The following is a 25,263-nucleotide window of genomic DNA, read 5'->3' as shown; positions in this document are numbered from 1 at the left end:
CGATGCGCCTGACGAGTCCCGATTGTCCAAGCGCGCCGTCATTGCTTTCAGTGGGGCCATGTAAGTCCGAGCCGTGGGCCGATGCTTGGTTCGAAAATCCTCGTGACGGGGAGACGAGCGGCGGTCCGTGCCTCCTGGGCCTGCCGCCGTCTCGGTGCGTAACGGCTTGCCCTGGCACGGGCAATGGAAAAATACTGGCAGGTCTCTGCCAACCACCGGGCTGCTCATGACTGACACACCAATTGAAATTTCCCAGCAAATCACCCGTGCTCTCCAGGTGCTGGCGGCTCATCTCGGCGATGGACTGCAAGCCGTCTACCTGTTCGGTTCCGCGGTGGACGGCGGGTTGCAGCCCGGCAGCGACATCGACCTGCTGGTGATCGTCCACCAGCCACTGCCGCAATCGCTGCGGCACGGGTTGATGAGTGATCTGCTATCGGTATCGGCCTGGCCGCCGACCGAGTCATTGCGGCCGCTGGAGGTGACGGTGGTCGCCCAAGCGGCGCTGGTGCCGTGGCGCTATCCGCCGGTGCGCGAGTTGCAGTTCGGCGAATGGCTGCGCGAGGACTTGCAGGCCGGGTATTTCGAACCGCCCATGGCCGATCACGACCTGGCGATCCTGCTGACCAAGGCCAGGCAGCACAGCGTCTGTCTGCTCGGGCCCGCGGCCACCGCGATCATCCAGCCGATACCCGAGGCCGACTTGCTGCGGGCGCTCTATGACACCACCACGCAATGGAATGAAGACGCCGATTGGCAGGATGAACAATGCAATGTGGTGCTGGCCCTGGCTCGCATCTGGCTGACCCTCGCCACGGGCCACATCGTTCCCAAGGACGGGGCAGCGACATGGCTGCTCGAGCGTTTGCCCCTGGCCCATCGGCCTGTACTTGAAACGGCCCGGGCGGTCTACCGGGGGCAGGCCCGGGATGACCTGGCCAGCCGACCCCGGCAGGTTGCGGCGTTCGTGTGTCACGCCCGGTCGGAGATCGACCGGCTCTATTCGCGGTCGCTCAGCGGCCCCGGTTCTGATTGATGAAATCCACGAACGCCCGCAACGGCGAGGGCAGGTAGCGGCGGCCGGGGTAGTAGAGAAACGGTCCGGTAAAGCCCTGCCACCAGGGTTCGAGCACCGGCTCCAGGGCGCCGCTGTCCAGGTAGGGGCGGAGCCAGTCTTCGAACAGATAGACGATGCCCAGCCCGTCCACCGCGGCCTGCACCGACAGGTCCACCGCACCGCCAATGCGAGTGATCAACGGGCCGCTCGGATCGACGCTGACGGTTTCGCCGTCACGCTCGTACTCCCACAACGGCATGGCGCCGCTGGGGAACTTGCCCCGCAGGCAGGCGTGTTCCAGCAAATCCCTTGGGTGCTCGGGACGCCCCCTGGCATCGAGGTATGCCGGCGAGGCGGCGGTCGCGAAGCGCTGCAAGCGTGGGCCAATGGGCAGGGCGATCATGTCCTGCTCCAGGCGCTCGTCGTAGCGAATGCCCGCATCACACCCGGCCGCCAGCATGTCGACGAAGCTTTCTTCGGTGATCACTTCCAGGCGAATGTCAGGGTAGCTCTTCAGAAACGGTGTGATGATGGACGGCAGCACCAGGCGTGCGGCACTGACCGGTACGTTCAGCCTGAGGGTGCCGGAAGGGCGGTCGCGAAAATCGTTGACCACATCCAGGGCGGACTCGACCTCGCCCAAGGCCGGCACGATGCGTTCCATCAAGCGGGCGCCGGCCTCGGTCGGCACCACGCTGCGGGTGGTGCGGTTGAGCAGGCGGACACCGAGCCGGCTTTCCATCCGGCGTACGGCATCGCTGAGGCTGGAAGCGGACTTGCCGCTGGCCCGCGAGCCTTCTCGAAATCCCCCTGCATTGACCACGGCCACGAAGGCCAGCAGGTCCTGAATATCCGTCGCCATTGTTCTCTCCACCGTACAGCCCGTGCGGATTGCACCTGATTATCAGTGGAGTGGTCAACGCCTATAGTCGGCTTCAGGCAATCAATCCAAGGGGTACGAGATGAGCAAGGCAGACAAGGCAGGTCATTTTTCGTTGGGAGACCGTACGGTCAACCGCATGGGCTACGGTGCCATGCAACTGGCGGGGCCTCACGTGTTCGGGCCGCCGAAGGATCCGGCGGCGGCCATCGCCGTGCTGCGCGAGGCGCTCGCATCAGGGGTCAACCATATCGATACCGCTGACTTCTATGGGCCCCACGTCACCAACCGGCTGATCCGTGAGGCGCTGCACCCTTACGCCGAGGACCTGGTGATCGTCACCAAGGTGGGTGCCGTTCGTGGCGCCGACGCTTCCTGGAATCCCGCCGCGAGCCCGGCCGAGTTGACCCAGGCCGTCCACGATAATCTGCGCAACCTGGGTGTGGACGTATTGGACGTGGTCAACCTGCGGGCCTGGGGCGACATGCAGTCGCCCACGGAGGCGTCCATCGAAGAGTCGTTCACCGCACTGGCCGAACTGCAGCGTCAAGGCCTGATCCGTCACCTGGGGTTGAGCAACGTCACGGCAGCGCAGGTCAAGCAGGCCCAGGGCATTGCCAGGGTGGTCTGCGTGCAGAACCACTACAACCTGACCCATCGCGGTGACGAGTCACTCATTGCCGACCTGGGCCGGCAGGGTATCGCCTACGTGCCGTTCTTCCCGTTGGGCGGTTTCACACCGCTGCAATCGGGCACCCTTTCGGCCGTAGCGGCGCGCCTGGACGCGTCACCGCTGTGCGTGGCGCTGGCGTGGCTGCTGCAACGTGCGCCGAACATCCTGCTGATTCCCGGTACGTCGTCGGTGGCGCACCTGCGGGAGAACCTCTCGGCGAGCGAGCTGCAGATCCCGGCGCCATTGCTGGCCGAGCTGGATGCCCTGGGCGAGGGCTCGAATTGACCGTACAGAGCCTAGGCAGGCTGGAACTCCAGCGTCTGGCCATCTTCCGGCACATGCAGTCGCGCTCCGAGCCCGGCTGTCATGGCGGCGTCGCGCAGTGCCTTTCGCGTGGTGGGGCAGTGGCTGATCGCTTCGAGGTGATTGGCGAGCACGGCTGCACCCGATAAACGGGTGAACTCGATGGCTTCCTCGATTCCCATGATGATATCGCCGCCCAAATCGAAGCGTGCGCCGCCGGCCGGAATCACACTGACCTGCGGTTGATGGCGCAGGACGAACTCGCGCACGGTAGGGGTGAGCACGGTGTCGCCGGCGAGGTACACACTGGGTTCACCGGGCAGCTCGATCAGGTAGCCGACGCCGTGTTCCATCAGTTTGCCCACCAGGCCACGGCCGTGGGTGCATCTGACGGAGCGAAGAGTGCCGTCCAGGAAGGACACGGGCCGCTCGTGGTCCTCGGCCAGCGGCTGGACATTCAAGCCCCGTTTGGCGAGGTAGCCGGCATCGTGGGGCGTGCAGATGACCGGGATCCGTTTTTCCCTCAGCCAGCGTTTCGCCGTGCGGTCCAGATGATCGAAATGGCCTTTCTGGCAATGCGTGATGAGGCAGTGAGTGACGCGCTCCAGGTCTTTTTCGGCAGAGGCTGGAAGCTCCACCAGCGGATTGCGCTGGGTGGCACCGAACAGGCGAAGCGGCGGCAGGGTGCCTTTGCCGGCCAGCATCGGGTCGACAAGCACGCGATACGGACCGGACTCCAGGATGATCGTGGCGTTGCGGATCTGTTGGATTTTCATGAAGGTTTCCTGTTCAAGGCGAGCGCTTCATGGTGCCGATCCGGGGGGGCGGGCATAATGGCCGAGTCTGACATCATTGATTCATTTCATGCCATGCCCCAGCCAATCCGTGTCGGTCTACTCCTGTTCCCCGGCTGCATGCCTGCCGGCCTGTTCGCATTTGCCGATCTGCTGCACGCGGCCAACCGTCGCAGGGGCCGGGATCTGTTCGAGGCGACGTACGTCGCTCTGCAGGCCGGTCCGGTGGACTGTGCCCATGGCGTCAGCCTCCAGGCGCAGGCGGCCCTGGGCGAGACCGATCTGGACGCGGTCCTGGTTCCCGGCTTCTGGGCCGAATCGGCCGAACAGGTGAATGCGCTCGTTGCCGCCCAGGCCCTGCTAGTGAAGGCGTTGTCCAAAGGTCCCCGGGACCGTCAGCTCTGGGCCTACTGCACCGGCGTCTGCCTGCTGGCTGCCTGCGGCCGTCTGGATGGGCAATGCGCGACGGTGACCTGGTGGCTGGCGCAGGCGATGCAAGCGCGGTATCGCAAGGTGCGTTGGCAAAACGAACGCATCTGCGTGTTCAACGAGCGCAACGCCACTGCGTCGGGGGTGAACGGCTATTTGCCCTTGGCCGAAAACCTGATCGAGAAAAGTCTCAGCCGTGATGCGCTGCGCGACATCACCCGGCTGATGGTGTTGCCGCGCCCGGCCGTCCCCCACGCGGCATTCCAGGGCATCGCGCTGATCCAGCAGCCCGACGGGTTGCTGCGGCGGTTGCATGGATTGGTGGAGCGAATGCCGGCGGAGCAGATCACGGTCAAGGCGCTGGCGGATCGGCTGGCCATGTCCGAGCGTACCCTGGCTCGCAAGGTCGGCAGCGAAACCGGCCAGACCGTCGCCGCCTACGCCCGTTGCATCAAGTTGAACCAGGTCGGCGAGCGCCTGGTAATGACGTCATTGCCTCTGGCCAGCATCGGCGCCGAACTGGGTTTCAGCAGCAGTTCCAACCTGCAACGGATGTTCAAGGCGCTGACCGGGCTGACGCCGATGGCGTACCGGCGTCAGTTCGCACGTGTGTGAGGAGGGCGGTCTAGCTGCGCGCCTCCTCCGTTTCGTTGCGATGATGTTCAGGCCAGCTGTCGACGGGGTGGGCTCGGTCTTCGTTGAACATCTCGGTGAGCAGGGCATTGGCGCGCCGGTAGGCGTCGTGGCGGAACTTGAGGTCGTCTTCCGGCTGGGCGACGATTTCCTCCAGCATCTGCAGGTTCAGGCGACGGAACTGATCCGCTCGCTCCCGCGCCTCGTAGGCGCCGACACCCATCTGCACCAGCGCCCGGCGACCCAGCGACAATGCGCTCTCGAAGGTTTCCCGCTCGGCCACCTCGACCCCCATCTGGCGCAGGGTGATCAGGTGCCCCATGTCCCGGGCCCGCACGATCAGTTTCAGCGCGGGGAAGTGCTCCTGGACCAGGCGGGTCAGCGTCAGGTTGTCCTGCAGATCGTCAATCGCGTTGATCAGCACAGTGGCCTGGGCCGCGCCGGCGGCGTGCAGCAAGTCCAGGCGCGTGGCGTCGCCGTAGAACACTTTCACGCCGAACTTGCGCAGGGTCTCGATGTTGTCGGGGTCGTGGTCCAGGACCACCACTTCCACGCCGCAAGACATCAGCAGGCGGCCGGCGATCTGCCCGAAACGGCCGAACCCGGCGATGATGATCCGTGGGTTCTGCTGATCCACCAGGTCGGTTTCCTGGCGGCCCTTTTTGCTCGCCGATTCCAGTCGATCCAGCAGCAGGATCAGCAACGGCGTCACGCACATGGACAGGGCCACTGCCAGGGTCAGACTCTTGCCCCACTGGTCGGTGAGGATACCCGCCAGCGTCGCGGCGCCGAACACCACGAAGGCAAACTCGCTGCCCTGGCCGAGCAAGACCGCCTGCCAGGAGCGTTGCCCGGCGGGGACATTCAGGAAGCGGCTGACAGCCTTGATCACCAGCAGCTTGATCAGGATGAAGCCCAGGGTCAAGGTGATGACTTTCAGCGGCGCGTCGATCAGCGTGCCGAAATCGATGGACATGCCCACGCCGATGAAAAACAGCCCCAGCAGCAGCCCCTTGAACGGTTCGATGTCGCTTTCCAGGGCATGGCGGTACTCGGAGCTGGCCAGCAACACCCCGGCGAGAAACGCCCCCATGGCCATGGACAGGCCGGCTTCCTCCAGGAGAAAGCCGAAGCCGAACACCAGGAACAGGGCCACGGCGCTGAAGATCTCCCGCAGGCCCGAGCGCGCGGCGAAGCGCAGCAACGGCCGCGTCACGTAGCGTCCCAGCAGGACAACGGCGCTGATGGCCGCGACGATCTTGACGATGGACAGCACCAGGGCGGTACCGGACGGTGTTTCGCCGTGGGCCGACAGCAAGGGGATCATGGCCACCAGCGGAATGGCCGCGATGTCCTGGAACAGCAGCACCGCGAAGCTGCTGCGCCCGACGGCGGTGGCGGTCAGGTTGCGTTCGCTCATCGCCTGCATGGCGATGGCCGTTGACGACAGGCTCAGGGTCAGCCCCACCAGCAGCGCCGCCGTCCAGCCCAGGCCCAGGGCTGTGCAGAACGCTGCAATGGCGGCACCGCAGGCCAGCATCTGCAAGGCGCCGCCACCGAACACCATCCGTCGCAGCGCCCAGAGACGCTTGGGATCGAGTTCAAGGCCGATGATGAACAGCATCAGCACGACGCCGATCTCGGCGAATTCCAGGATCGCCTTCACGTCAGTGATCAGCTTCAGCCCCCACGGGCCGATCGCGCACCCGGCCAGCAGGTAGCCCAGCACGGGCCCCAGGCCCAACCGGACGGCAATCGGCACGATCAACGCCGCCGAGCCCAGGTAGATGAGCATCTCAATCAGGCTGTGGGTCTCCATATCAATCTTCCTTCCAGGCGGCCAGGCGGGCGGCGTAATGTTCGATTTGTGCGTGTTGCGCAGCGGATTCAGCGGCATAGGCGCCGTGCACCACCACCGGTTCCAGCCAGCGCATGTGGCAATAGAGGGCCGTTGCGTGAAGGGGCTGGGCCAGCACGGAAAAACTCGGATGGGCGCCGATCTGGAAATGCGCCTGGTCGCCACCGGTGGTGACCGCCCACAGCAGGCTCTTGCCCTTGAGGGCCGTGGTGCCCCGGCCATAGGCCCAGCCGTGGGTGAACACCTTGTCGATCCACAGTTTCAGCAGGGGCGGCATGCTGTACCAATACATCGGATGCTGGAGGACGACCAGTTGCGCCTGCTCGACCACACGCTGCTCGGCCTCGACGTCGATGGCAAAGTCCGGGTAGAGATCGTAGAGGGACCGCACGACTACGTCCGGATGACCGGACACCCGCTCGAGCATCTGCTGGTTGACCCGCGATTGGTCGGGGTAGGGGTGGGCATAAACGATCAGGATCATCGGCAATTCCAGCGCGGGTCCAGGCAAAAGGCCGGACATCCTACCGAGGAAGGCGACAGTTGTTTAGGCTTTAGTTCGTCGACCATTGCGGGGATGGTCAGGTCAAGGGCAACGAGACCTTGACCTCCAGGCCGCCATCGGGGCGATTGCCGAGGGTCAGCGTCCCGCCGTGTTCGAGCACCGTGGCCCGCGCCGCCGACAGTCCGAGCCCGACACCGCCGGTGTGCTTGTTGCGCGAGCCTTCGATCCGGAAGAACGGGGTGAAGACCTGCTCGAGGTATTCGGGGGCAATGCCGGGGCCTTGGTCCAGGATGCGGATGTCCACGCGGTTGGCATCGGCCTCCAGCGTGATGGTCGCTTCGCCGCCATATTTGATGGCGTTGTCCATCAGGTTGACCAGGGCGCGCTTGATGCCGATGGGCCGGCCCAGATAGACGAGGCGATGGGAGCCCTGGAAAGACACCTCGGCGCCCGCATCCTTCAAGTCGTCGACGATGGTGTGGAGCAACTCCGCCAGGTCGAACGCGGTGGCGTGTTCGAGCCGCGCGTCGTCGCGGAAGAATTCCAGGGCCGAATTGACCATCGCCTGCATCTCGTCCACATCCCTGAACAGCCGGGATTGCTGCTCGGGGTCTTCGATGAATTCCCCCCGCAGGCGCATGCGGGTCAGGGGCGCCCGCAGGTCATGGGAAATGGCCGCGAGCATCTGCGTGCGATCCTGCAGGTAGTGCTTGAGCTGGGCCTGCATGGCGTTGAAGGCACTGATCGCCTGGCGGATTTCATAGGGGCCGACCGCGGGGATGGGCGGCGCCTGGTGATCCACGCCAAAGCGCCTGGCGCCTTCGGCGAAGCGCTCCAGTGGGGTTGCCAGGTGCCGCGTGGCCACCAGCGCGACGACGAAGGTCGACAGCAGGATCAAGCCGATGATGATCAGATTGCGCTCCCATTCGTCCAGCCCCCAACTGCGCGAGGGGGCAGACAGCACCAGCCACGTCTGGTCGGCCAGCCCGATGATCACCGCGTAGCGTGCGGCCGGGTCATCGTTCGGCCAGTCGCCGGGTTGGTAGGCTTCCACGGGGGCATCCGGCCTGCCCAACTGCTGGCGCAGGAAGTCCAGCCCTGCGCTGAATTCCGGATCGTCGATCACCGGCAGCCGGGCCTCCTCACGGCGTTGCAACCATTGCACGTTGAAGCCGGCGTCGCTGGCCGCCCTGGCGATGTCGGGCCGTTGTGCAACGGGTGCCGTGTCAATGATGCGGGCCACGGCGGCGACTTTTTCGATCAGGCCGGTCTCCATCAGCGGCGGCCGCGCCCAGGCACCGGCCAGCATGCTGAACAATTCATTCAAGGCCAGCAGGGTCAGCATGGCGAGCAGGGTGGTCAGGGCGATCCAGCGGGCCACCGTGTCCCGTGGCCGGCGGGGGGCCGTGGGTGAAGGTCTCATCGTTTCAGCACCTGGGGGCTGAAGTAGTAGCCGCTGTTGCGTACGGTGCGGATCATGGACGCGCCGCCGATGTCGGTCTCCAGCTTGCGACGCAAGCGGCTGACCTGCACATCGATGCTGCGGTCGAAGGCGTCGAAGGTTTCGCCCCGGGCCAGGTCCAGCAATTGCTGGCGGCTCAGCACCCGGCGCGGGTGTTCGGCGAACACCAGCAACAGTTCGAACTCCCCCGTGGACAGCGGGATCATGACCTTGTCTGGCGAACGTAACTCGCGCCGGGCGACGTCCAGCTGCCATTTCTCGAATTCCAGGACCGGGCGCGACGCGTCGCCCGGCACGCCCCTGGCTTCGCCGGTGCGCCGCAGCACGGCACGTACCCGGGCCAGTAGCTCCCGGGCGTCGAAGGGCTTGGTCAGGTAGTCGTCCGCCCCCATCTCCAGGCCGACGACGCGGTCACTCAACTCGCCCATGGCGGTGAGCATGATGATGCCGACCCGGTGCTCGGCCCGCAGGCGCTGGCACAGTACCAGGCCGTTGTCCCCCGGCAGCATGACGTCGAGGATGATCAGCTCCGGCATCCTGCGTTCCACCGCCTGCCACAGGGCGATACCGTCGGCGGCCACTTCCACGCTGTAGCCGTGTTGTTCGAGGAATTTGCGCAAGAGGGCGAGGACTTCGAGATCATCGTCCACCAGTAGTAAATGGCTCACGGCGAGTACGCAGGGTGATGGATACAGGGGGCGATACTAGGGTCAATCCGTGGCCTGCGTCATATATTTCAATCCGGAAATAAAGTTGCAGGCGGGCAATATTGCGGAAATCTCCAGGCAAGAAAACAGCGGCAGGATCGCGCCGTTGCCAGTCGATCAGCCAACCACGGGTTCGGTTCTGGGCGGGCGTTGGGCGACACCTCTCCATTCCTTGCCGAGATAGCCTCGTATGCCGAAGTTCAAACCCGCGCCGCTACGTGTTGGATCCTCCCTGGTCATTGCACTGGCGGCACTCGCCAGCGGCTGCACCAGTACACCCGCTGCAAAGCCCGGCAGTTGCGAAAGCGTTCCGTACACCGTCCACGATCCTGCGCAGCCCATCAACCGTGGGATCTTCGCTTTCAACCGCACGGTGGACGATTATGCGCTGGCCCCGGTGGCCCGCGGGTATCGCAAGCTGCCGGACGCGGTCCAGACAGGCGTGCACAACTTCGTGGCCAACTTCGGCGAGCCCAAGGTGTTCATCAACGACCTGCTGCAAGGCAATGCGCAACGTTCGGTCAATACCCTGGGACGTTTCGTCATCAACTCGACCGCAGGCATCGTCGGGCTGATCGATGTCTCGGGCAAGCTCGGGATCGAGCGCCACAAAGCCGATTTCGGCCAGACATTCGGGGTCTGGAACCTCGCCCCGGGGCCCATCGTCGAGCTGCCGTTGCTGGGCACCGCCAACCTGAGGGACGCCACGGGCAAGGTGGTGGGTTTCGTGGTCGATCCGTTCGCAGGCGACAGCGACACCCTGGACACCCTGGGTACGATCAACACCGCAGGCGGCATCGTCGATGGTCGTGCGCAGGCGCTCCCGCAAACCGACCAGTTACGCACCCAACCGGATTACTACGTGGCCCTGCGTGACGCGGTGGCGCAACAGCGCGCCGATTTTGTCGCACAAGGCAAGCTGGGGGCGGTCACCCCGCAATGCGCGCAGGAACAGGCCGATGACTAACCAGGCGCTGGTGTTGCGACGACACACCAAGACCCTCAGCCGGGGCGGGCTGCAGTGTCGTGAGGTGGAGCTGCGGCTGGCCGAGGATGGCCATCATGTGTTGCTCAGTCGTTACGTCGAGCGCTACCACCATGAGCAAGGCGGTGAGTGCATCGTCCAGCATCATCAGGTGTCGATGGCGACCCTGATACGTTGGATGACCGAGCATGGAGAGCGGGTGAGGGCGTAGCCGCCAGCCTTGCCTGGCGGTGGGAACGCTTCGTGCACCGGCGCGGATTTGGCCGTCCGTGTCTAGAAACATTTTTACACACTTCGTCGACAATAAAGGTTGTACGACGTCGTATGTAGTGTGTTCGACTAGCTCCGTTTCTTACAAAAAAAATAAACGGAGACTCCATCTCATGACGAGCATTCCTACCGTCGAGGGTCAGGCCGCAGCGTCTACCCAAAGCCGCTTCGTCCGCATCCTGAAGCTTCTTGGTCCTGGAATCATCGCAGTATTGTCCTGGCTGGGCGCAGGCGACCTGATCACGTCTTCCGTGGCCGGGGCAAACTACGGCTACGCCATGATGTGGGTGTTGGCAGTGTCGCTGCTGTTGCGCTACCTGATCGTCAACATCATCGCGCGTTTCCAGCTCTGCAATAACCAGGGCATGACCATCCTGCAAGGCTATGCCCAGCTCAACCCGTTCTTCGCCTGGTTCCTGCTGGTGTACGCGCTGCTGATGGGGCATCTGATGAATGCCTACATGATCAAGGGCGCCGGCGAATCCCTGGCCATGCTGCTGAAGGTGGATTACCCCCTGGCTTGCTCGATGGCCGTGGTCCTGGCGGTGTGGCTGCTGGTCGGGCGCAATATCTATTCGATGATCGAAGGCGTCATGAAGGCGCTGCTGGCAATCATGACACTGGCCTTCATCGCCCTGGCTGTCATGTCCGGCCCGGATGTCGCCGGTATCGTGCGGGGCACCATCGGCTTCAGCATTCCACCCGATGAAGGCGTACACGGTGCGTTGCTGGTGGCCGTCTCGGTCATCGGTGCGGTCGCCGGCTCCATCGCCAACTTCGTGCACCCCTATGTCATGCGCCAGAAAGGCTGGACAGGTCCCGAGCACAAGCGCATCCAGCGCAACGACCTGCTGTTCGCGGTGTTCGTCGGGATCGTCATCAACCTGGCGATATGGATCGTCGGCGCGGAAATCCTGCGGCCCAACGGCATAGAGGTCAAAACCCTGGGCGACCTGGGCAAGGCCCTGGAACTGTTCTTCGGCCCGATCGGCTGGTATGTGTTCTTCGTCGGCGTGTTCGCCACGCTGTTCGCCAGTATTTCCGGCAAGACCACCGCTTTTCCGATGCTCATCACCGATGCCTTCCAGCACGTGCGGCCCGAGCGCCGGGAGCGGTATGGCAAGGAGTTCCACCGCGATCCGATGCACAAGTGGTTCATGCTGTTCATCCTGGTCACGCCGCTGATCTGGTCGTTCCCCGGCATGCCTGACTTCGTCACGCTGACCATCGGGGTCAGTGCCCTGAACATCATCGGCTTGCCGGTGATTTCCCTCGGACTGCTGATCATGTCCAACCAGAAATCGTTGCTGGGCAAGGAGTACCGCAACAACCTGTTCGAGAACATCGCCCTGGCCTTTGCCACCGGCCTGGCGCTGTGGGTCGCGTTCCAGCTGGGTGTCGACCTGTTCACTTGAGGCCGGGCCGCGCCCATCCGCTTGCCGCAGTGCCATGTCGCTGCGGCAGGCCGTTCATCACACCGACCATGGCGCAACGGGCGCACTGCTAGACTTTGCCGACCCGTGCCATTTCGGAGAATCCGGATGAACAAGAACAGAATCTGCCTGTGGTATGACGGTGCGGCGCTGGACGCCGCGCAGTTCTATGCCGCGACGTTTCCCGACAGCACGGTGGATGCCGTGCATCACGCTCCCGGTGATTATCCGGCCGGCAAGGAAGGCGACGTGCTGACCGTGGAGTTCACGGTGATGGGCATTCCTTGTCTCGGGCTCAACGGCGGCGCCCTGTTTCCCCACAGCGAGGCCTTCTCGTTCCAGGTCGCCACCGATGACCAGGCCGAAACGGACCGGCTGTGGAATGCGATTATCGACAACGGCGGCCAGGCCAGCGCCTGTGGCTGGTGCAAGGACAAGTGGGGGCTGTCGTGGCAGATCACGCCTCGGGTCCTGAGCAACGCGATCGCCAACCCCGATAGAGCCGCCGCCAAGCGCGCGTTCGAAGCCATGATGCAAATGAGCAAGATCGACATCGCGACGATCGAGGCGGCGGTCAAAGGCTGACACGATATCACCGGCGCCGCCGATTCCTTGCGCGAGCGAGCCTGCTCGCGATGGCGCCGCTGGCCTGCGCCGACCCACTTAGCCCCCAGCGGCGTCAGGCACTTTGGCGATCACCTTGATCTCGAACTCAAACCCATACAACCAGGTCACGCCCACCGCCGTCACCGTCGGATGCGGCGCGTTGCCCCAGAACTCAGGCACCACTTCCCATATCTTCTCGAAGGTGGACTGTGCATCGACCATGAAAACGGTCACGTCCACCACATCGTCAAAGGTGCAACCGGCGGCTGCCAGGATCGCGTTCAGGTTGTTGAAGGCGCGCCGGACCTGGGCTTGCAGGTCGGCTTCCGGCGAACCGTCTTCCAGGCTGCCCACTTGTCCCGATACGAACAGAAACCCATTGGAGCGCACGGCTGGAGAGTAGCGGTTGCGCTCGTAAAGCGCCTGGCGTCCAGGGGGGAAAACAACGTCACGCTGTGTCATAGATACCTCCATCAAAAAGGTCGGACCTGACCCGAAATCAACGATGAAGGCACTCTAGGGGCTTGTGCCGAGGCGATAAACGAGCAACCTTGGCGATCACTGTTTGTAAAATCCAAACAATCCGATGAGCCGGGGCAACCATGGACCGTTTCGATGCGATGCAGGCGTTCGTTCGCGTGGTGGAGGCGGGCAGCTTCACCAAGGCGGCTGAAACACTGCACATGAGCAAGACCACCGTGACCCAGCTGGTGCAGCAACTGGAGGCACGGTTGCGGGTCAGGCTGCTCAACCGCACCACGCGCAAAGTCAACGTGACCGCCGACGGCGCCGTCTACTACGAGCGGGTCATCCGCCTGCTGGCCGACATGGACGATGCCGAGACCAGCCTGTCCGGTGCCCAGGCCTTGCCCAGGGGCCGGCTGCGGGTGGACGTGCCGAGCCCGCTGGCCGCCCTGATCCTGGTGCCGGCATTGCCGGCGTTCTACGCGCGATACCCCGACATCCAGATCGACCTGGGGGTGAGCGATCGCATCGTCGACATGATCGACGAGAACGTCGATTGCGTGGTGCGCGGCGGCGAGCTGACGGACCAGTCATTGATCGCCCGCCGCATCGGCGATCTGGCCCTGGGGGTCTTCGCCTCGCCGGACTACCTGGCACGGGTGGGCACGCCTGTGCATCCGCGAGAGCTGGAAGAGGCGCCGCATCGCATCGTCGGCTTCCTGTGGGCGCGCACCGGCAAGGCCGTGCCGTATGCCATGCGCAATCACAGCGAGCAGCTGCATATCAAGGGACGCCATGCCCTGGCCGTCGACGACGGCAACGCCTACCTGGCCGCCGGCCTGGCGGGGCTGGGGGTGCTCTGGTTGCCGGAATACATGTCCAGGCGCCACGAGGCCCAGGGCGAGTTGGTGCGCCTGTTCCACGGCTGGCGCCTGGATCCGATGCCGCTTTACCTGGCCTACCCACCGAACCGGCACATCAGCGCCAAGCTGCGGGTGTTCATCGCCTGGGTGTCGGAGCTGATGGCGGAACATGCGCCTATCATTGAACGTCATCCGTTGTAAGTCGAATCCGATTGCAGAGGAGAACATGATGGAACGATTCACCGGCGGTTGCCTGTGCGGCGATGTGCGCATCGAGGCTTCGGGGCGCCCTTATCGAGTCGGCCTTTGTCACTGCCTGGACTGTCGCAAGCATCACGGCGCGCTGTTTTTCGCAGCGGCCGTGTTCCCCCAGGACGCGGTGACGATCCAGGGCCAGACACGGGAATATGCCGGGCGACATTTCTGCCCCCGCTGCGGTTCGTCGTTGTTCGCTCGCAGCACCGATGAAATCGAAGTGCACCTGGGCATCCTCGATGCTCCCGACCAACTGGCGCCTACCTACGAAAGCTGGACCGTGCGCCGCGAAGGCTGGCTGCCGCCGTTTCCGCTTGCACACCATTACTCACGGGACCGTGACGGCCAGGGGCGGTTCGAGGATTGATCGGCTTCATCGACCGGGCTAGCTAGCTGCGCGAACCTGACGGACGATAGAGCAAGACAGGCTCTGCTACGCCGGGCCCGCGCCGTCATTGCCCGTCTGGATCAGCGAACTCACCCGCTGGCCGAGCTCGTTCAAGCTGAACGGCTTGGTCAATATCCGGGTGTGCGCATCGGCCGTCACCAGCCTTTCGCCCTCGGCGAAACCGGTGATGAACAGCACCTTGAGCCGTGGATGCCTGGCTCTCATTTCCCGGGCCAGGGCGATGCCGTTCATGGCGCCGGGCAGGCCGATGTCGGTCAGTAGCAGATCCACAGGGCCGGTCTTTTCGGCCTGCTTCAAGGCCGAAACGCTGTCCAGCGATTCGATGACGCGGTAGCCGGTTTCAGCCAGGAATTCGGCCACCATCTGCCGGATGGCGGCTTCGTCGTCCACCAGCAGGATGGTTTCGTTGTTGCCCGGCTGCAACGACGTCGTCTCCTCCGAGCCGGGCTGTGGCGTGGTGGCGGACGGCTGGCTGACCACCGGGAAATACATCGTCACGGTGGTACCCACCCCGACGCTGCTCCGGATCCTGACCTGTCCGCCAGACTGCTGGACAAACCCGTAGATCATCGACAGGCCCAGGCCGGATCCTTCGCCAATGGGCTTGGTCGTGAAGAACGGATCGAACACCCGGGACAGGATGTCGGCGCTGATACCGGTGCCTGTGTCCACCACCGAGATGTCGACGTAGGGGCCCGGCGGCAGCATCTTCTCGTCGGCGGACTGTTCATCGATCAGGCAACTGTGCACGTTCAACTTCAGGGCGCCGCCCCCGGGCATGGCATCCCGGGCATTGATCGCCAGGTTCAGCAGGGCGTTTTCCAGCCCGTTGGGATCGCATCGGATCGGGTCGTTACCACTGAAAGAGCACTCGACCTGGATACTGGGCCCCACGGAGCGCCGGATCATTTCTTCCAGGCCCGCCACGACAATCCGTGGTTCGAAGACTTCGGGCTGGAGCGACTGCTGCCTTGAAAAGGTCAACAGGCGCTGGGTCAATGCCGCCGCGCGGGTGGCCGAGGTCAGGGCGACGGAGTTGTAACGTGACAGCTCGTCATACCGGCCCTGGTCGATGTGCCGTTGCATCAGTTCCAGGCTCGACGTGATGCCGGCCAGGAGATTGTTGAAGTCGTGGGCGATACCGCCAGTCAGTTGCCCGACCGCTTCCATTTTCTGGCTCTGGCGCAGCTTGGACTCGGCCAAGGTGCGTTCCCGCTGCTCGCGTTCGAGCTGCTCGGTGCGCTTGGCGATGCGTTCCTCGAGCCGGTCGTTCCAGTCCCTCAGCGCGTTTTCCAGCTGGACGCGTTCATGGATGTCTTCAACGGTGCCATACCACTGCTCGCACTCTCCGGCAGGGCCCAGGCTGCAGAGCGCCCGGATCCTGAACCAGCGGTATTCGCCGTTGCTCTTGCGCAAACGCAGCTGGGTGTCGAAGGGTTGCAAAGTGGTAAGTGACAGCGTCCAGAGCCGGGCAAAGGCCATTCGATCATCGGGGTGGGCGGCGTTCAGCCACTGGCGGCCCAGGGTTTGTGTCGGCGAGCGCCCGGTGTACTCGTACCAGCGCTGATCCAGGGTCAGCACCGCGCCGAGGCTGTCGGCGGTCCAGGGCCACAGGGGATTGAGCTCGGCGGCGATTCGATAGTGTCGCTCGCTTTCGCGCAGTTTTTCTTCAGAGCGGCGCATGGCCTGCAATGCGTTGACCCGCCGCTGTGCCGCGCCGAGCAGGTTGCCGTATCCGCGCAGAAAATCGATATCGCTTTCGCTGAACAGGCGGGGGCTGCGGCTGTCGACTTCGAAGATGCCGAACGGGTGCTTCTGCCCGGCGTCGTACACCAGCACGTTGACGAAGGCCCGGACCCCGTTGCGTATCTGGAAGTCGTGGTAGCGAAACCGGGTTTCGGTGGCGATGTCCGTGGAGATGACCGGGCTGCTGGTCTGCAGCGAATAGCGCTCCGGTGTCCCCGGCAACGCCTGTACGCGCACCTGGCCGACGACATCCGGTGTCCAGCCCACGCCGTTGCGCACCAGGAACGTCACGCCGTCTTCCTCCAGCCACATGAACTTGGCCAGGTGCGTGTCGAGCGCCTCGCTCACCAGGCGGCACGCCTGGTCAAGGATGTGCTCCAGGTCATCCGAGGCCAGGGCCAGCTCGCCGAACTCGGCCAGTACCTTGCGTTGGCGCAACAACGTGTCTTCGATTGCCATGGGGATCATCCGTGGTACGTCCTCAGTATCCGAGGGCCGGACGGCGGCGAGGTTCACAGCAATCGATGAGCGTTGCTCCGGGCGCTTCCGGCGAGGGTCTGGGTAACGCAAAAGCCCTTCCAGGGAAGGGCTTTTGCGAGGGGCAGGTGGGCGCGAGCCGGCTCGCGCCTACAGGGTTTATTCCTGGAGGAACTTCAGCAGATCCTGGTTGAGGCGATCCTTGTGGGTCTCGGTCAAACCATGGGGCGCACCTGCATAGACGATCAACCGGGCACCTTTGATCAGTGCGGCCGAAGCCCGGCCGGCGGCATCGATGGGCACGATCTGGTCGTCGTCGCCATGGATCACCAGCGTCGGCACGTCGAACTTCTTCAGGTCGGCGCGAAAATCCGTGGCCGAGAAGGCCGCGATCGAGTCATAGGTGTTCTTGCTGCCGCCCATCATGCCCTGCGCCCAGAAAGTCTGGATCAGACCTTGGGATGGCTTGGCGCCCTTGCGGTTGTAGCCGTAGAACGGGCCCGAAGCGATGTCCAGGTAGAGCTGCGAGCGATTTTCCAGGGACGCCTTGCGCAGGCCGTCGAACACCGTGATCGGCAGGCCGCCGGGGTTGGTGTCGGTCTTGAGCATCAGCGGTGGCACGGACGAGACCAGTACGGCTTTCTTCACTCGCGCGGTGCCGTGGCGACCGATGTAGCGCGCCACTTCACCACCGCCGGTGGAGAAGCCCACCAGGGTGACATCCTTCAGGTCCAGCGCTTCGATCACCGCTGCCAGGTCGTCGGCGTAGTGATCCATGTCGTTGCCTTCCCAGGGCTGGCTGGAACGGCCATGGCCGCGGCGGTCGTGGGCGATGACCCGATAGCCCTTCGAGGCGAGGAACATCATCTGCGCTTCCCAGCTGTCGGAGTCCAGCGGCCAGCCGTGGCTGAAGGTCACTACCTGGCCGTTGCGAGGGCCCCAGTCCTTGTAGTAGAGCTGCACGCCATCCCGGGTGGTGATGTAGCTGGCGGACTGGACGACGCTGCCGACGGCGGACACGGTCGTGCCGGCCTGGGCAGGCGTCGCGGCATGGGCGCTGAGGGTGGCGAGTGCGAGGGTGGCAATGGCCAGGGTGCGGTTGAAGGTGTTCATCGTTTCTCTCTCCATAAGGGGTGTGGTTCGATCTGCGGCGGTCGTCATCGATCGCGTTGGTGGGCAGATTAGAGAGAGTGGAGGGGGACGAGAACTGCATGCTATCGATAGCGACTATAAGGAAAACGGATAGCTGCGCTGCGCTTGGGTCGAGGGCTCCCCGAGCCCTCACGCATCGCGGCATGCAGACGCTCAATATCGATGGACGATGCCCAGCCGCCCCATGATTTCCAAGGCATCGACCAGGCCCAGGCCATTCATGGGCAGGCAGGCGAAGGCCTGGTATTCATCGAAATGCGTGCCGAGGGCCAGCAACTTCAGATCGTGGGCGTCGAGCCGGGCATTGAAATATTGCAGCACCGCCCGCTCCCAATCGCTGGCACGGTTGACGGCATCGACGGTGTCACGCTCAGGTGCGGGGATTTCGATACCCGACTGCCGTAGCGGGGCCAGGGCATTGACCGCATGGATCCCGCAGGACGACCACGCTTTCCATTCGAACTCGGCCAACTGGTTGGCCGCGGTGAGTGCTGAGGCCACCTGCGTCCACGCCCAGTCCCACTGCGCGGCAGGCGCCGGCAGGTTCTCGACGAGCGCTTGGGCGTGGACCTCGTCGAACAGGCAATGGAACAGGTCGGCCAGCGTATCGGCCACATCGAGCCCGGGGCCTTGCGCCTGGGTGTCCAGGTCGCGGCTCAAGCGCTGCCAGAGGCTGTCCAGCTCCTGCCAGTCCTCTTCGTCCATCTCATCGTCGATCACCTGGGCCTTGTGCCCGCGCTGGTAGTTATCCAGCCGCGTCTTGTGCACGCGAACCTCACATTCGGCAAGATGGACGGCATAGCTGGTGTGGTCCAGGTAGTTGGTCTGCAAAACGATGCGGTCTGGAAACACATCATGGACGAGGCTTTCCTCGGCATCGAAATACGTCGCGCCCTCGAACGTGCCATGGGCCGTGGTGATACGTTGAAACGACAGCGGATCGATTGGATTCATAGGGCAAGGGCCTGCAGGAGGGCGGGAGCGGATGCGCCGGGGCAGGTGCACCGCTTTTTCAATGGCGCTGATCCTACACCAAGGTACCGGGGTTGCTGAATCCCGGGTTCTGCAAGGAAAAATCCGAAGGCTCGAACCGCTCGCCAGTGTCCATGCGCACGTTGCGCAGCCCCACGGTCTCCAGGTGCGAGGCGTACAACGTCTCGGCAAAATAGCTGATCAGAATGGAGCGCCGGCGCGTGCCCACGGAATTCAGGCTGCCGGCATGCACCAGGTCGACATCGAGCACCAGGATGTCACCGGCGCAGCCCGCCAGCTGCACGGAGCGTGACTCATCGGCGAAGTCGAAGGCCGGTTCCCCCGGCCCGGGGCGATGGCTGCCGGGAACGAGACGGGTCGCACCGTTGCCGGGGCCATAGTCATCGAAGAAAGCCAGGGCAATCGCAACGTCGCCGGGCCGTTTGGCTGACAGGTCCCGATGCAACGGCTGATGGCCGCCACCGGCAAGAGGTTCGCGTCCTTCCACCTGGGACAGAAAGAACCGCTCGGCGATCAACTCGCCTGCTACCGCCAGCACCTGGGGCAAACGACACACTGCCTGCACCGTCTCATTGTCATCCAGCATCGAATAACGCCAGCCCGTGCCACGCGGTACCGGCCATTGATCCGCCGGCCTCACGCCGGCATCGAAAGCCTTGCGCAGCGCCTCCAGCCACCCGGCCGGGATCGCCCGACGAAGCAGCGCGTAGCCATCGCGATGAAGTCGCTCGCGATCCGTCATGTCTTTCCTCGACTTGCGTACAAGGGCATCCGCAAGGCTAGCCGTCAAACCCAACCCAGACCACCCCGCATGGCAAATCGAAGGCGATCACCGGGACAATATCCCGCGCCACCGTTATCATCACGCCACCATCCAGAAAAGGACTTCACCGATGAAGCGTCTGTTCGCCTGTACCTTCCTGGCGCTGGCTGTTGCCGGCTTTGCCAACGCCGAAGAAAGCACCTTCGAAGAAACCAACCAATGCACGCAAGACATCGACTGCCAAGGTGACTTGATCTGCAAGAACGGCCTGTGCGATCTGCCCCAGCCGCAACAAAGCCCCGTGGCAAAAACCACCACCACCCAAAAAGCCGCACCGTCGGCACCGCCCGGCGTAGCCTACCAGGCGCTGCCCATCAATACGGAGCGTGCAGGCCCCTTCACGACCCAGCCCCAGGGCACGGGAACCGCGCTGAACTACCGATCCCGTGCCGGTGTGATCAACGTCATGGAATCGGTCGTCGAACAGGCCGAATACACCGGCTATGTGACCATCGAAAGGGCCTTCACATTTGGCCCGAGCCGGTACGTGGTGGTCGTGTCCACCGGCGAGGGCGGCAATGCCTGCCCGGCGTCCACCTATGTCTTGAGCTTCGACACCGAGGCCGAGCGGGTCGATGGCAAGCAAGAGGTCAAGGGTTGCTCGGAACGGGTGGAGGTTGAGGCGCAGGGGAATAAGTTGCTGGTGAAGAAGGAGGACGGTGAGGTGACGGTTTATAACGGGGTTGTGCAATAGGCACGGACTCGTCCACACAATCATGCAGGCAGGGCCCGATCCCGCTGTAACCCCAACGGAATTTCTCAACATGCATTTGCGTTCAAGCCTGTTTTGCCTGTGTCTTTTCAGTGGCCTGACCCAGGCAGCCGTCGACTGTTCAGCCCTGGCGGAAAAGCTATCGGGGACGGTGCCGGAATTTCATCCGCCGCTACAAGGCAAGGTCATTGGCAGCGGCCGCCTGCATTTCCACGAAGCCCCGGACGAGGCCTGCGCCAACAAGAAAATCTTCGTCATACCCGGCGACTCCCTCACCCTCTACTCCAGCCTTGAAGACGAGTCATGGCTGGAAGTGAACTTCATCGCCAAGAGCGGCGATGACTTTACCGGTTGGGTGAGGGCGGATCGGGTGGAGATCGGCGAGTCTTATGGAGCACCATCGGGTGAGGCTGGGGATTCGGCGGAGGGGGATGACCAGTAAGCGTTGGGTAGCGATGAATACGCTCAGTTGAGGTGTGCTTACAGGTTGGGGAGGTGGTGAGTGAGTCTTGATCTGCGCATAGAGGCTGACCTGTATGTTCCGACGATGATGGCAGTCTTTTACTTCTCCAGAGAGCCAGGCTGTGCAATTTCTGTCAATGTCATTCCGACCTCAGGTGCGGCCTTCCATTGAAATAACTTGCAACCCTTGAGTGATTGAGAAACCGCACGCGCCTCTCTAAATTTTTTCTCACAACGCCGGGCCCCTCTGACAGCGAATCGCTGCCATGTCGGAGTTGCAGTTTGTACAACTTCGACATCAGAGGAGGGGGCTCATGACTGCCCTGGAAGCGTTCTTTCTTGCCGAGTTTCTCGGCACCGCCAGCTGGTTGTGGCTCGTTTTTGTCAGCATCGTCTTGAGCCTGTTGATCTTTGACCTCGGGGTGCTGCACCGTGAGCATCGAGAAATCGGCGTTCGTGAAAGCCTGTTACTGTCTGCCGGCTATGTCACGGCTGGCTTGCTGTTCGGCCTCTGGGTCTGGCAGGTCAAGGGCGGTGATGCAGGGATGGATTTCTACACCGGCTTTCTTATCGAAAAATCGTTGTCGATGGACAACGTTTTCCTCATGGCGATGATCTTCAGCTTTCTCTCAATTCCGCGTAAGTATCAGCACGAGGTGCTGTTCTGGGGCATTCTCGGTGTCATAGTGCTGCGCGCTATCATGATTGGCCTAGGTGCAGCGCTGACCGCCGAGTTCAGTTGGATTCTCTATGTATTCGGCATCTTCCTGCTGTTGACCGGGGTAAAGATGCTGTTCAGCAAGATCGATGCCCACCCGAACCTTAGCGATAACTTGCTGGTGAAGTTCCTGCGCAAACACATGCGGGTCACCGATCGCTTGCATGAAGAGCGCTTCTTCGTCCGCCAGATGGATGCCAATGGCAAGTCCGTGGTCTGGGCGACGCCGTTGTTCCTGGCCTTGGTGCTGATCGAGTGCGCCGACCTGGTATTCGCTGTGGACAGCGTGCCGGCGATCTTTGCCATCACCCAGGACCCCTTCATCGTCTACACCTCGAACATTTTCGCCATCCTCGGCCTACGAGCGCTGTATTTCGCTCTGGCGGCGATGATCCACCGCTTCGCCTACCTCAAGTACGCCTTGGCGCTGGTGCTGGTGTTCATCGGCGGCAAGATCTTCATGGTCGGCATCATCGGCAAGATTCCGGCAGTCCTTTCTCTGGGGGTAACGGTGGCTTTGCTGTTGGGCGGTGTGCTGCTGTCGCTTTGGAAAACCCGCGACCAAACCTCCGCTGGTCCCCAGGTTTAGATCCAGAAAACTGTCGGCTGCCAAACGAAAACAGTAAACCCGGCGCGAGGGCCGGGTTTGGAAACATATGCCAGTTACGCTTGCAGCGGATATCGTCCCTAGAAGTGGCTGTGAGCCAAGGAAAAAAGGGACAGTGATGACGAAGGGAAATCGAGTACTCCATGCTCTCATTAAGATAGGCGTGGGCTTTCTACAAGTGTTTGAAGTTGGGCTACGCTGACGAACGGCGGTTTCGTTGTGGCAACACGAAGACAGTGTAGAACGCCTACTTAACTCAGTCGTCCTGGACTGGCCAGCCTCTCCTGTTGTCAGATGAATCCGCGTTCTGCCTTGCCTGACTTGACATTAAGCACAACCTGGAGCGCTATCATGTCCGACCAGTCTCATCAGCAATTCAACAAAGACAGCACTGCCATTCATAAGGCCGACGCAAATCTCGATGATCAAACAGGACCGTCAAGCTGGAACTGGGCTGCAGCACTTACCCTGATCCCTATCATTGCTATCCTCCTTGCAACATGTGTGGCCATCGCTGTGGTGCCCATTCCGAGCCTGGAAACTTTAATTAATCCGACTCTGATCATCGCCGGCCTCGTTGCGATTCTCATGGTTGTCACTCTCGTCGCCCCATCAAACTACGTAAACATTGCTCGTGTTATCTGCTTGGTGGCGATTATCGCCGTAGTCATCATGTGGATGCGCGGACAATTGGCGTAAAGTCGCTGCCGTTTCAATTTGCGCGGAGAATGAAAATAGAGGGGCAGATTTCTTTTCTCGGTAATAGGTCTACCCCTTTGCGGTTATGCGATTGTTCCTGCTCAAGTCACCATCAACTTGCTGCAGTGATATCAAGACGCTATACGGTTTCAGCTATCCTGGCGCGCAAGATCAGTTGCACCGATAACAAACTAGAACGCCACCTCAGAACCTCTCTTCGCTGCATAACTGGCAACCAGACCGAGCCGTGTCTATTGTTTTGGGCGACTAATTGCTACGGGAGGCATGGACATGAGTCATAGCACTTCGCCCACCGCTGCGGCTGTGGGAAACACGGGCATGGTAGCCACGGCCTTATGGGGCTCGGACAAGATCGGCGGCATCACGGTCGATCCGGACGGTGCCATCTGGCTTGGCGCCTACAGCCGCCTGGGCCTGGGAGGCGAAGAGGATTCGGGCTTCACCGGCAGCCTGGTCCGGTTCAATGCCGACGGTCGCCTGGACCGCAGCTACAGTGCAGACGGCAAATCCCTCCTGCCTGTGTCGCTCGATATCGAGGACGGCGGTAATGCCGCGGTGCAGCCGGGCGGGGGCTACCTGGTGGCTCAGTACGTGAAAGTCGGCGATGCCTGGGTGTCGGGCGTAAGTCGTACCTTGGCTGACGGCCGCCTCGATACGAGTTTCGGCAACGGCGGAACCGCGACCGTGCCGTTCTACTGGAATGAATCTCTAGGCCAGCAAGCGTCGTTCTCCGTGCAGCGCGACGGCAGCTTTTTCGCGAGCGCTGCGTATCCCACTGGGGAAATCTATATCGCCCGCTTCGACGCGACGGGGGCCCTGGTCTCGTCTTTCGCAGAGGGCGGGGTCCTGCACCTGCCAGCATCCGTCGGCATTCAACCCCGCGGTACGATCGACGTTTCCCTGCAGGAAGACGGAAAAGTACTGGTCACGGGGCAGGACACCCTGACCCGCCTTAACCAGGACGGTACCCTGGATAGCAGCTTTGCCAACGGCGGCAGCCTGGCCCTGGATGTTCATGCAAACGCCCTCGTTATCCAGGAGGACGGCAAAATCCTGCTGGCGGGCGCCTCGGGCGGCGTGGCGACGGTCACGCGGCTCAACGCCGATGGCTCGCTCGACACCGGGTTCGGTGATCAGGGGCAGGTGAGCTGGGGCTCGCAAAGTGCGCCTTTCGCAGTCGCCGACATGGTGGTGCTGGCCGACGGCAGGGTGTTGATTGGGGGAAGCCAGGGGACGAAGGCGGACGGTTATCTGGCCGCCCTGGTTCAGTTGAACCCCGACGGTAGCCTGGATCACAGCTTCGGCAATCCCGACGACGGCTATTACCACCTTGACGGTAGCCAGAATGATGACTTCTTGCTGGGTACCGACTCGTTCGACGATGCCATCGTTGGCGGGGCCGGTAACGATCTGCTCGATGGCCAGCAAGGTCGCGACCTGCTGACGGGCGGCGTCGGGGCCGATACGTTCCGTTACGAGTCAGTCGCAGACAGCTACCGAACCGTAACCACGGCCCATAGCGACCGAATCACCGACTTCGACCCCAACACCGATACGATCGATCTCTCATCCCTGGGCTTCCTCGGGCTGGGCAATGGACATGACGGAACGCTGGCGATACGAGTCAATGAAAGCGGAACGCGGACCTACCTCAAGAGTTTCGATGCCAACGCGGAGGGGGAACGCTTCGAATTGGTCTTCGACGGTGACTTGAGCCAAACGCTGAATGAAACCAATATCCTGTTCCAGCAAGCCAGGTTGACGGGCACCGAAGAGGCCGATCGTCTACAGGGCAACGCCCGAGGCGAAATCATCGAAGGGTTCGCGGGGGATGACCGCCTCTATGGCGCACTGGGAAATGATGTGCTGGTAGGCGCAGAGGGCCGGGACCTGCTGGCAGGTGGCGGTAACAACGATGTGTTCCGCTTCGACGCGCTGAGCGACAGCTACCGTACCGCCACCGAAAACCACACGGATCGGCTGCTTGACTATACGGTGGGTGAAGACACCATCGATTTGTCCGCCCTGGGCTTTACCCGGCTGGGAAATGGCTACAACGGCACGTTGGACGTGGTTGTCAATGAAGCCAAGAACCTGACCTACTTGAAGAGCTACGAAGCCGACGCCAATGGAGCTCGATTCGAGTTGAGCCTGGCAGGGGACCACTCCGGGTACCGTAACCTGGACATCATCTTCGCCGAGCCTGCGGGAGATGAAGTCTTCCAATTGATCGGAGTGACTGACCTCTGGGTGTGAACGCCAACCT

At 62.7% G+C, this 25,263-nt stretch carries 25 protein-coding genes; 14 read left to right on the top strand and 11 right to left on the bottom strand.

Annotated elements, in window-relative coordinates; translation table 11 throughout:
* Window positions 1-226 precede the first annotated feature (226 nt).
* Window positions 227-1,036 (top strand): aminoglycoside adenylyltransferase family protein, encoded by an 810-nt coding sequence (locus BLP99_RS06595; RefSeq protein WP_072392979.1) that lies wholly within the window; start codon window positions 227-229, stop codon window positions 1,034-1,036.
* Here the strand turns inward: BLP99_RS06595 and BLP99_RS06590 are convergent.
* Window positions 1,014-1,919 carry a LysR family transcriptional regulator gene (locus BLP99_RS06590; RefSeq protein WP_072392982.1) on the bottom strand — a complete coding sequence of 302 codons (906 nt, stop codon included), beginning with the start codon at window positions 1,917-1,919 and terminating at the stop codon, window positions 1,014-1,016. The genes BLP99_RS06595 and BLP99_RS06590 overlap by 23 nt on opposite strands.
* A 100-nt stretch (window positions 1,920-2,019) precedes the next feature.
* Between BLP99_RS06590 and BLP99_RS06585 the strand changes: the two genes are divergently transcribed.
* Complete coding sequence (locus tag BLP99_RS06585) at window positions 2,020-2,895, top strand: aldo/keto reductase family oxidoreductase (protein ID WP_072392985.1); 876 nt, start codon at window positions 2,020-2,022, stop codon at window positions 2,893-2,895.
* A gap of 11 nt (window positions 2,896-2,906) precedes the next feature.
* On the opposite strand, the gene BLP99_RS06580 is transcribed toward BLP99_RS06585, so the two are convergent.
* Complete coding sequence (locus tag BLP99_RS06580; protein WP_072392987.1) at window positions 2,907-3,689, bottom strand: MBL fold metallo-hydrolase; 783 nt, start codon at window positions 3,687-3,689, stop codon at window positions 2,907-2,909.
* Window positions 3,690-3,782: 93 nt separating this feature from the next.
* On the opposite strand from BLP99_RS06580, the gene BLP99_RS06575 reads away from it, so the two are divergent.
* The gene (locus BLP99_RS06575) at window positions 3,783-4,751 is read left to right on the top strand and encodes a GlxA family transcriptional regulator (RefSeq protein WP_083568877.1); all 969 of its coding nucleotides are present in this window, start codon (window positions 3,783-3,785) and stop codon (window positions 4,749-4,751) included.
* Between the two features lie 10 nt (window positions 4,752-4,761).
* On the opposite strand, the gene kefC is transcribed toward BLP99_RS06575, so the two are convergent.
* The 4 genes from kefC to BLP99_RS06555 all read right to left on the bottom strand — a co-directional run bounded on the left by kefC (window position 4,762) and on the right by BLP99_RS06555 (window position 9,262).
* Complete coding sequence (kefC, locus tag BLP99_RS06570) at window positions 4,762-6,588, bottom strand: glutathione-regulated potassium-efflux system protein KefC (protein ID WP_072430622.1); 1,827 nt, start codon at window positions 6,586-6,588, stop codon at window positions 4,762-4,764.
* 1 nt (window position 6,589) lies between these two features.
* Window positions 6,590-7,111 carry a glutathione-regulated potassium-efflux system oxidoreductase KefF gene (gene kefF / locus BLP99_RS06565; RefSeq protein WP_092180004.1) on the bottom strand — a complete coding sequence of 174 codons (522 nt, stop codon included), beginning with the start codon at window positions 7,109-7,111 and terminating at the stop codon, window positions 6,590-6,592.
* Window positions 7,112-7,208: 97 nt separating this feature from the next.
* Window positions 7,209-8,555 carry a sensor histidine kinase gene (locus BLP99_RS06560; protein ID WP_072392995.1) on the bottom strand — a complete coding sequence of 449 codons (1,347 nt, stop codon included), beginning with the start codon at window positions 8,553-8,555 and terminating at the stop codon, window positions 7,209-7,211.
* Window positions 8,552-9,262: a response regulator gene (locus BLP99_RS06555; protein WP_072392998.1), complete on the bottom strand. Its 711-nt coding sequence runs from the start codon at window positions 9,260-9,262 to the stop codon at window positions 8,552-8,554. Before BLP99_RS06555 ends, BLP99_RS06560 begins: the two co-directional genes overlap by 4 nt.
* Before the next feature lie 229 nt (window positions 9,263-9,491).
* Between BLP99_RS06555 and BLP99_RS06550 the strand changes: the two genes are divergently transcribed.
* The 4 genes from BLP99_RS06550 (at window position 9,492) to BLP99_RS06535 (ending at window position 12,574) form a co-directional block, all read left to right on the top strand.
* Window positions 9,492-10,268 carry an MlaA family lipoprotein gene (locus BLP99_RS06550; protein ID WP_072430620.1) on the top strand — a complete coding sequence of 259 codons (777 nt, stop codon included), beginning with the start codon at window positions 9,492-9,494 and terminating at the stop codon, window positions 10,266-10,268.
* Window positions 10,261-10,497 carry a hypothetical protein gene (locus BLP99_RS06545; protein WP_072393005.1) on the top strand — a complete coding sequence of 79 codons (237 nt, stop codon included), beginning with the start codon at window positions 10,261-10,263 and terminating at the stop codon, window positions 10,495-10,497. The genes BLP99_RS06550 and BLP99_RS06545 overlap by 8 nt, the downstream gene beginning before the upstream one ends.
* 172 nt (window positions 10,498-10,669) lie before the next feature.
* Entirely contained in the window at window positions 10,670-11,971 is a 1,302-nt protein-coding gene (locus BLP99_RS06540; protein WP_072393008.1) for an Nramp family divalent metal transporter, read from the top strand.
* 126 nt (window positions 11,972-12,097) lie between these two features.
* Complete coding sequence (locus tag BLP99_RS06535; protein WP_072393012.1) at window positions 12,098-12,574, top strand: VOC family protein; 477 nt, start codon at window positions 12,098-12,100, stop codon at window positions 12,572-12,574.
* A gap of 78 nt (window positions 12,575-12,652) precedes the next feature.
* Here the strand turns inward: BLP99_RS06535 and BLP99_RS06530 are convergent, their stop codons facing one another.
* Window positions 12,653-13,057, bottom strand: a complete 405-nt coding sequence (locus tag BLP99_RS06530) for a RidA family protein (protein WP_092180002.1) — start codon at window positions 13,055-13,057, stop codon at window positions 12,653-12,655.
* Window positions 13,058-13,197: 140 nt separating this feature from the next.
* On the opposite strand from BLP99_RS06530, the gene BLP99_RS06525 reads away from it, so the two are divergent.
* The gene (locus tag BLP99_RS06525; RefSeq protein ID WP_072393018.1) at window positions 13,198-14,124 is read left to right on the top strand and encodes a LysR family transcriptional regulator; all 927 of its coding nucleotides are present in this window, start codon (window positions 13,198-13,200) and stop codon (window positions 14,122-14,124) included.
* 28 nt (window positions 14,125-14,152) lie between these two features.
* Complete coding sequence (locus BLP99_RS06520) at window positions 14,153-14,545, top strand: GFA family protein (protein ID WP_072458351.1); 393 nt, start codon at window positions 14,153-14,155, stop codon at window positions 14,543-14,545.
* Between the two features lie 66 nt (window positions 14,546-14,611).
* Here the strand turns inward: BLP99_RS06520 and BLP99_RS06515 are convergent, their stop codons facing one another.
* From BLP99_RS06515 to BLP99_RS06500, 4 genes are all read right to left on the bottom strand, one after another.
* Window positions 14,612-16,792 (bottom strand): ATP-binding protein, encoded by a 2,181-nt coding sequence (locus BLP99_RS06515; RefSeq protein ID WP_083714569.1) that lies wholly within the window; start codon window positions 16,790-16,792, stop codon window positions 14,612-14,614.
* A 177-nt stretch (window positions 16,793-16,969) separates the two neighbouring features.
* On the bottom strand, window positions 16,970-17,923 hold the full coding sequence (locus tag BLP99_RS06510; protein WP_076406825.1) for an alpha/beta fold hydrolase: 954 nt from the start codon (window positions 17,921-17,923) through the stop codon (window positions 16,970-16,972).
* Between the two features lie 192 nt (window positions 17,924-18,115).
* Entirely contained in the window at window positions 18,116-18,916 is an 801-nt protein-coding gene (locus BLP99_RS06505) for a DUF6630 family protein (RefSeq protein ID WP_092180000.1), read from the bottom strand.
* Window positions 18,917-18,989: 73 nt separating this feature from the next.
* Window positions 18,990-19,697 (bottom strand): phytanoyl-CoA dioxygenase family protein, encoded by a 708-nt coding sequence (locus BLP99_RS06500; RefSeq protein ID WP_092179998.1) that lies wholly within the window; start codon window positions 19,695-19,697, stop codon window positions 18,990-18,992.
* On the opposite strand from BLP99_RS06500, the gene BLP99_RS06495 reads away from it, so the two are divergent.
* The 5 genes from BLP99_RS06495 (at window position 19,696) to BLP99_RS06475 (ending at window position 25,253) form a co-directional block, all read left to right on the top strand.
* Window positions 19,696-20,472 carry a hypothetical protein gene (locus tag BLP99_RS06495; RefSeq protein ID WP_172834637.1) on the top strand — a complete coding sequence of 259 codons (777 nt, stop codon included), beginning with the start codon at window positions 19,696-19,698 and terminating at the stop codon, window positions 20,470-20,472. The genes BLP99_RS06500 and BLP99_RS06495 overlap by 2 nt on opposite strands.
* A gap of 70 nt (window positions 20,473-20,542) precedes the next feature.
* Entirely contained in the window at window positions 20,543-20,932 is a 390-nt protein-coding gene (locus BLP99_RS06490; RefSeq protein WP_072393037.1) for a hypothetical protein, read from the top strand.
* A 334-nt stretch (window positions 20,933-21,266) separates the two neighbouring features.
* Window positions 21,267-22,259, top strand: a complete 993-nt coding sequence (locus BLP99_RS06485; RefSeq protein ID WP_092179996.1) for a TerC family protein — start codon at window positions 21,267-21,269, stop codon at window positions 22,257-22,259.
* A gap of 369 nt (window positions 22,260-22,628) precedes the next feature.
* Window positions 22,629-22,976, top strand: a complete 348-nt coding sequence (locus BLP99_RS06480) for a hypothetical protein (protein ID WP_092179994.1) — start codon at window positions 22,629-22,631, stop codon at window positions 22,974-22,976.
* Between the two features lie 339 nt (window positions 22,977-23,315).
* On the top strand, window positions 23,316-25,253 hold the full coding sequence (locus tag BLP99_RS06475) for a M10 family metallopeptidase C-terminal domain-containing protein (RefSeq protein WP_092179992.1): 1,938 nt from the start codon (window positions 23,316-23,318) through the stop codon (window positions 25,251-25,253).
* The last annotated feature ends 10 nt before the right edge of the window (window positions 25,254-25,263 follow it).

Origin of the sequence: Pseudomonas sp. NFACC32-1, from assembly GCF_900101215.1 — a bacterium.
In the GTDB taxonomy this organism is placed as follows: domain Bacteria; phylum Pseudomonadota; class Gammaproteobacteria; order Pseudomonadales; family Pseudomonadaceae; genus Aquipseudomonas.
This window is presented reverse-complemented; position numbering and strand designations above follow the sequence as displayed.

Excerpts from the sequence above, each read along its gene's own strand:
- BLP99_RS06595 (WP_072392979.1), top strand. The coding sequence starts at position 227 with ATGACTGACACACCAATTGAAATTTCCCAGCAAATCACCCGTGCTCTC.
- BLP99_RS06590 (WP_072392982.1), bottom strand. The coding sequence starts at position 1,919 with ATGGCGACGGATATTCAGGACCTGCTGGCCTTCGTGGCCGTGGTCAAT.
- BLP99_RS06585 (WP_072392985.1), top strand. The coding sequence starts at position 2,020 with ATGAGCAAGGCAGACAAGGCAGGTCATTTTTCGTTGGGAGACCGTACG.
- BLP99_RS06580 (WP_072392987.1), bottom strand. The coding sequence starts at position 3,689 with ATGAAAATCCAACAGATCCGCAACGCCACGATCATCCTGGAGTCCGGT.
- BLP99_RS06575 (WP_083568877.1), top strand. The coding sequence starts at position 3,783 with ATGCCCCAGCCAATCCGTGTCGGTCTACTCCTGTTCCCCGGCTGCATG.
- kefC (WP_072430622.1), bottom strand. The coding sequence starts at position 6,588 with ATGGAGACCCACAGCCTGATTGAGATGCTCATCTACCTGGGCTCGGCG.
- kefF (WP_092180004.1), bottom strand. The coding sequence starts at position 7,111 with ATGATCCTGATCGTTTATGCCCACCCCTACCCCGACCAATCGCGGGTC.
- BLP99_RS06560 (WP_072392995.1), bottom strand. The coding sequence starts at position 8,555 with ATGAGACCTTCACCCACGGCCCCCCGCCGGCCACGGGACACGGTGGCC.
- BLP99_RS06550 (WP_072430620.1), top strand. The coding sequence starts at position 9,492 with ATGCCGAAGTTCAAACCCGCGCCGCTACGTGTTGGATCCTCCCTGGTC.
- BLP99_RS06545 (WP_072393005.1), top strand. The coding sequence starts at position 10,261 with ATGACTAACCAGGCGCTGGTGTTGCGACGACACACCAAGACCCTCAGC.
- BLP99_RS06540 (WP_072393008.1), top strand. The coding sequence starts at position 10,670 with ATGACGAGCATTCCTACCGTCGAGGGTCAGGCCGCAGCGTCTACCCAA.
- BLP99_RS06535 (WP_072393012.1), top strand. The coding sequence starts at position 12,098 with ATGAACAAGAACAGAATCTGCCTGTGGTATGACGGTGCGGCGCTGGAC.
- BLP99_RS06530 (WP_092180002.1), bottom strand. The coding sequence starts at position 13,057 with ATGACACAGCGTGACGTTGTTTTCCCCCCTGGACGCCAGGCGCTTTAC.
- BLP99_RS06525 (WP_072393018.1), top strand. The coding sequence starts at position 13,198 with ATGGACCGTTTCGATGCGATGCAGGCGTTCGTTCGCGTGGTGGAGGCG.
- BLP99_RS06520 (WP_072458351.1), top strand. The coding sequence starts at position 14,153 with ATGGAACGATTCACCGGCGGTTGCCTGTGCGGCGATGTGCGCATCGAG.
- BLP99_RS06515 (WP_083714569.1), bottom strand. The coding sequence starts at position 16,792 with ATGGCAATCGAAGACACGTTGTTGCGCCAACGCAAGGTACTGGCCGAG.
- BLP99_RS06510 (WP_076406825.1), bottom strand. The coding sequence starts at position 17,923 with ATGAACACCTTCAACCGCACCCTGGCCATTGCCACCCTCGCACTCGCC.
- BLP99_RS06505 (WP_092180000.1), bottom strand. The coding sequence starts at position 18,916 with ATGAATCCAATCGATCCGCTGTCGTTTCAACGTATCACCACGGCCCAT.
- BLP99_RS06495 (WP_172834637.1), top strand. The coding sequence starts at position 19,696 with ATGTCTTTCCTCGACTTGCGTACAAGGGCATCCGCAAGGCTAGCCGTC.
- BLP99_RS06500 (WP_092179998.1), bottom strand. The coding sequence starts at position 19,697 with ATGACGGATCGCGAGCGACTTCATCGCGATGGCTACGCGCTGCTTCGT.
- BLP99_RS06490 (WP_072393037.1), top strand. The coding sequence starts at position 20,543 with ATGCATTTGCGTTCAAGCCTGTTTTGCCTGTGTCTTTTCAGTGGCCTG.
- BLP99_RS06485 (WP_092179996.1), top strand. The coding sequence starts at position 21,267 with ATGACTGCCCTGGAAGCGTTCTTTCTTGCCGAGTTTCTCGGCACCGCC.
- BLP99_RS06480 (WP_092179994.1), top strand. The coding sequence starts at position 22,629 with ATGTCCGACCAGTCTCATCAGCAATTCAACAAAGACAGCACTGCCATT.
- BLP99_RS06475 (WP_092179992.1), top strand. The coding sequence starts at position 23,316 with ATGGTAGCCACGGCCTTATGGGGCTCGGACAAGATCGGCGGCATCACG.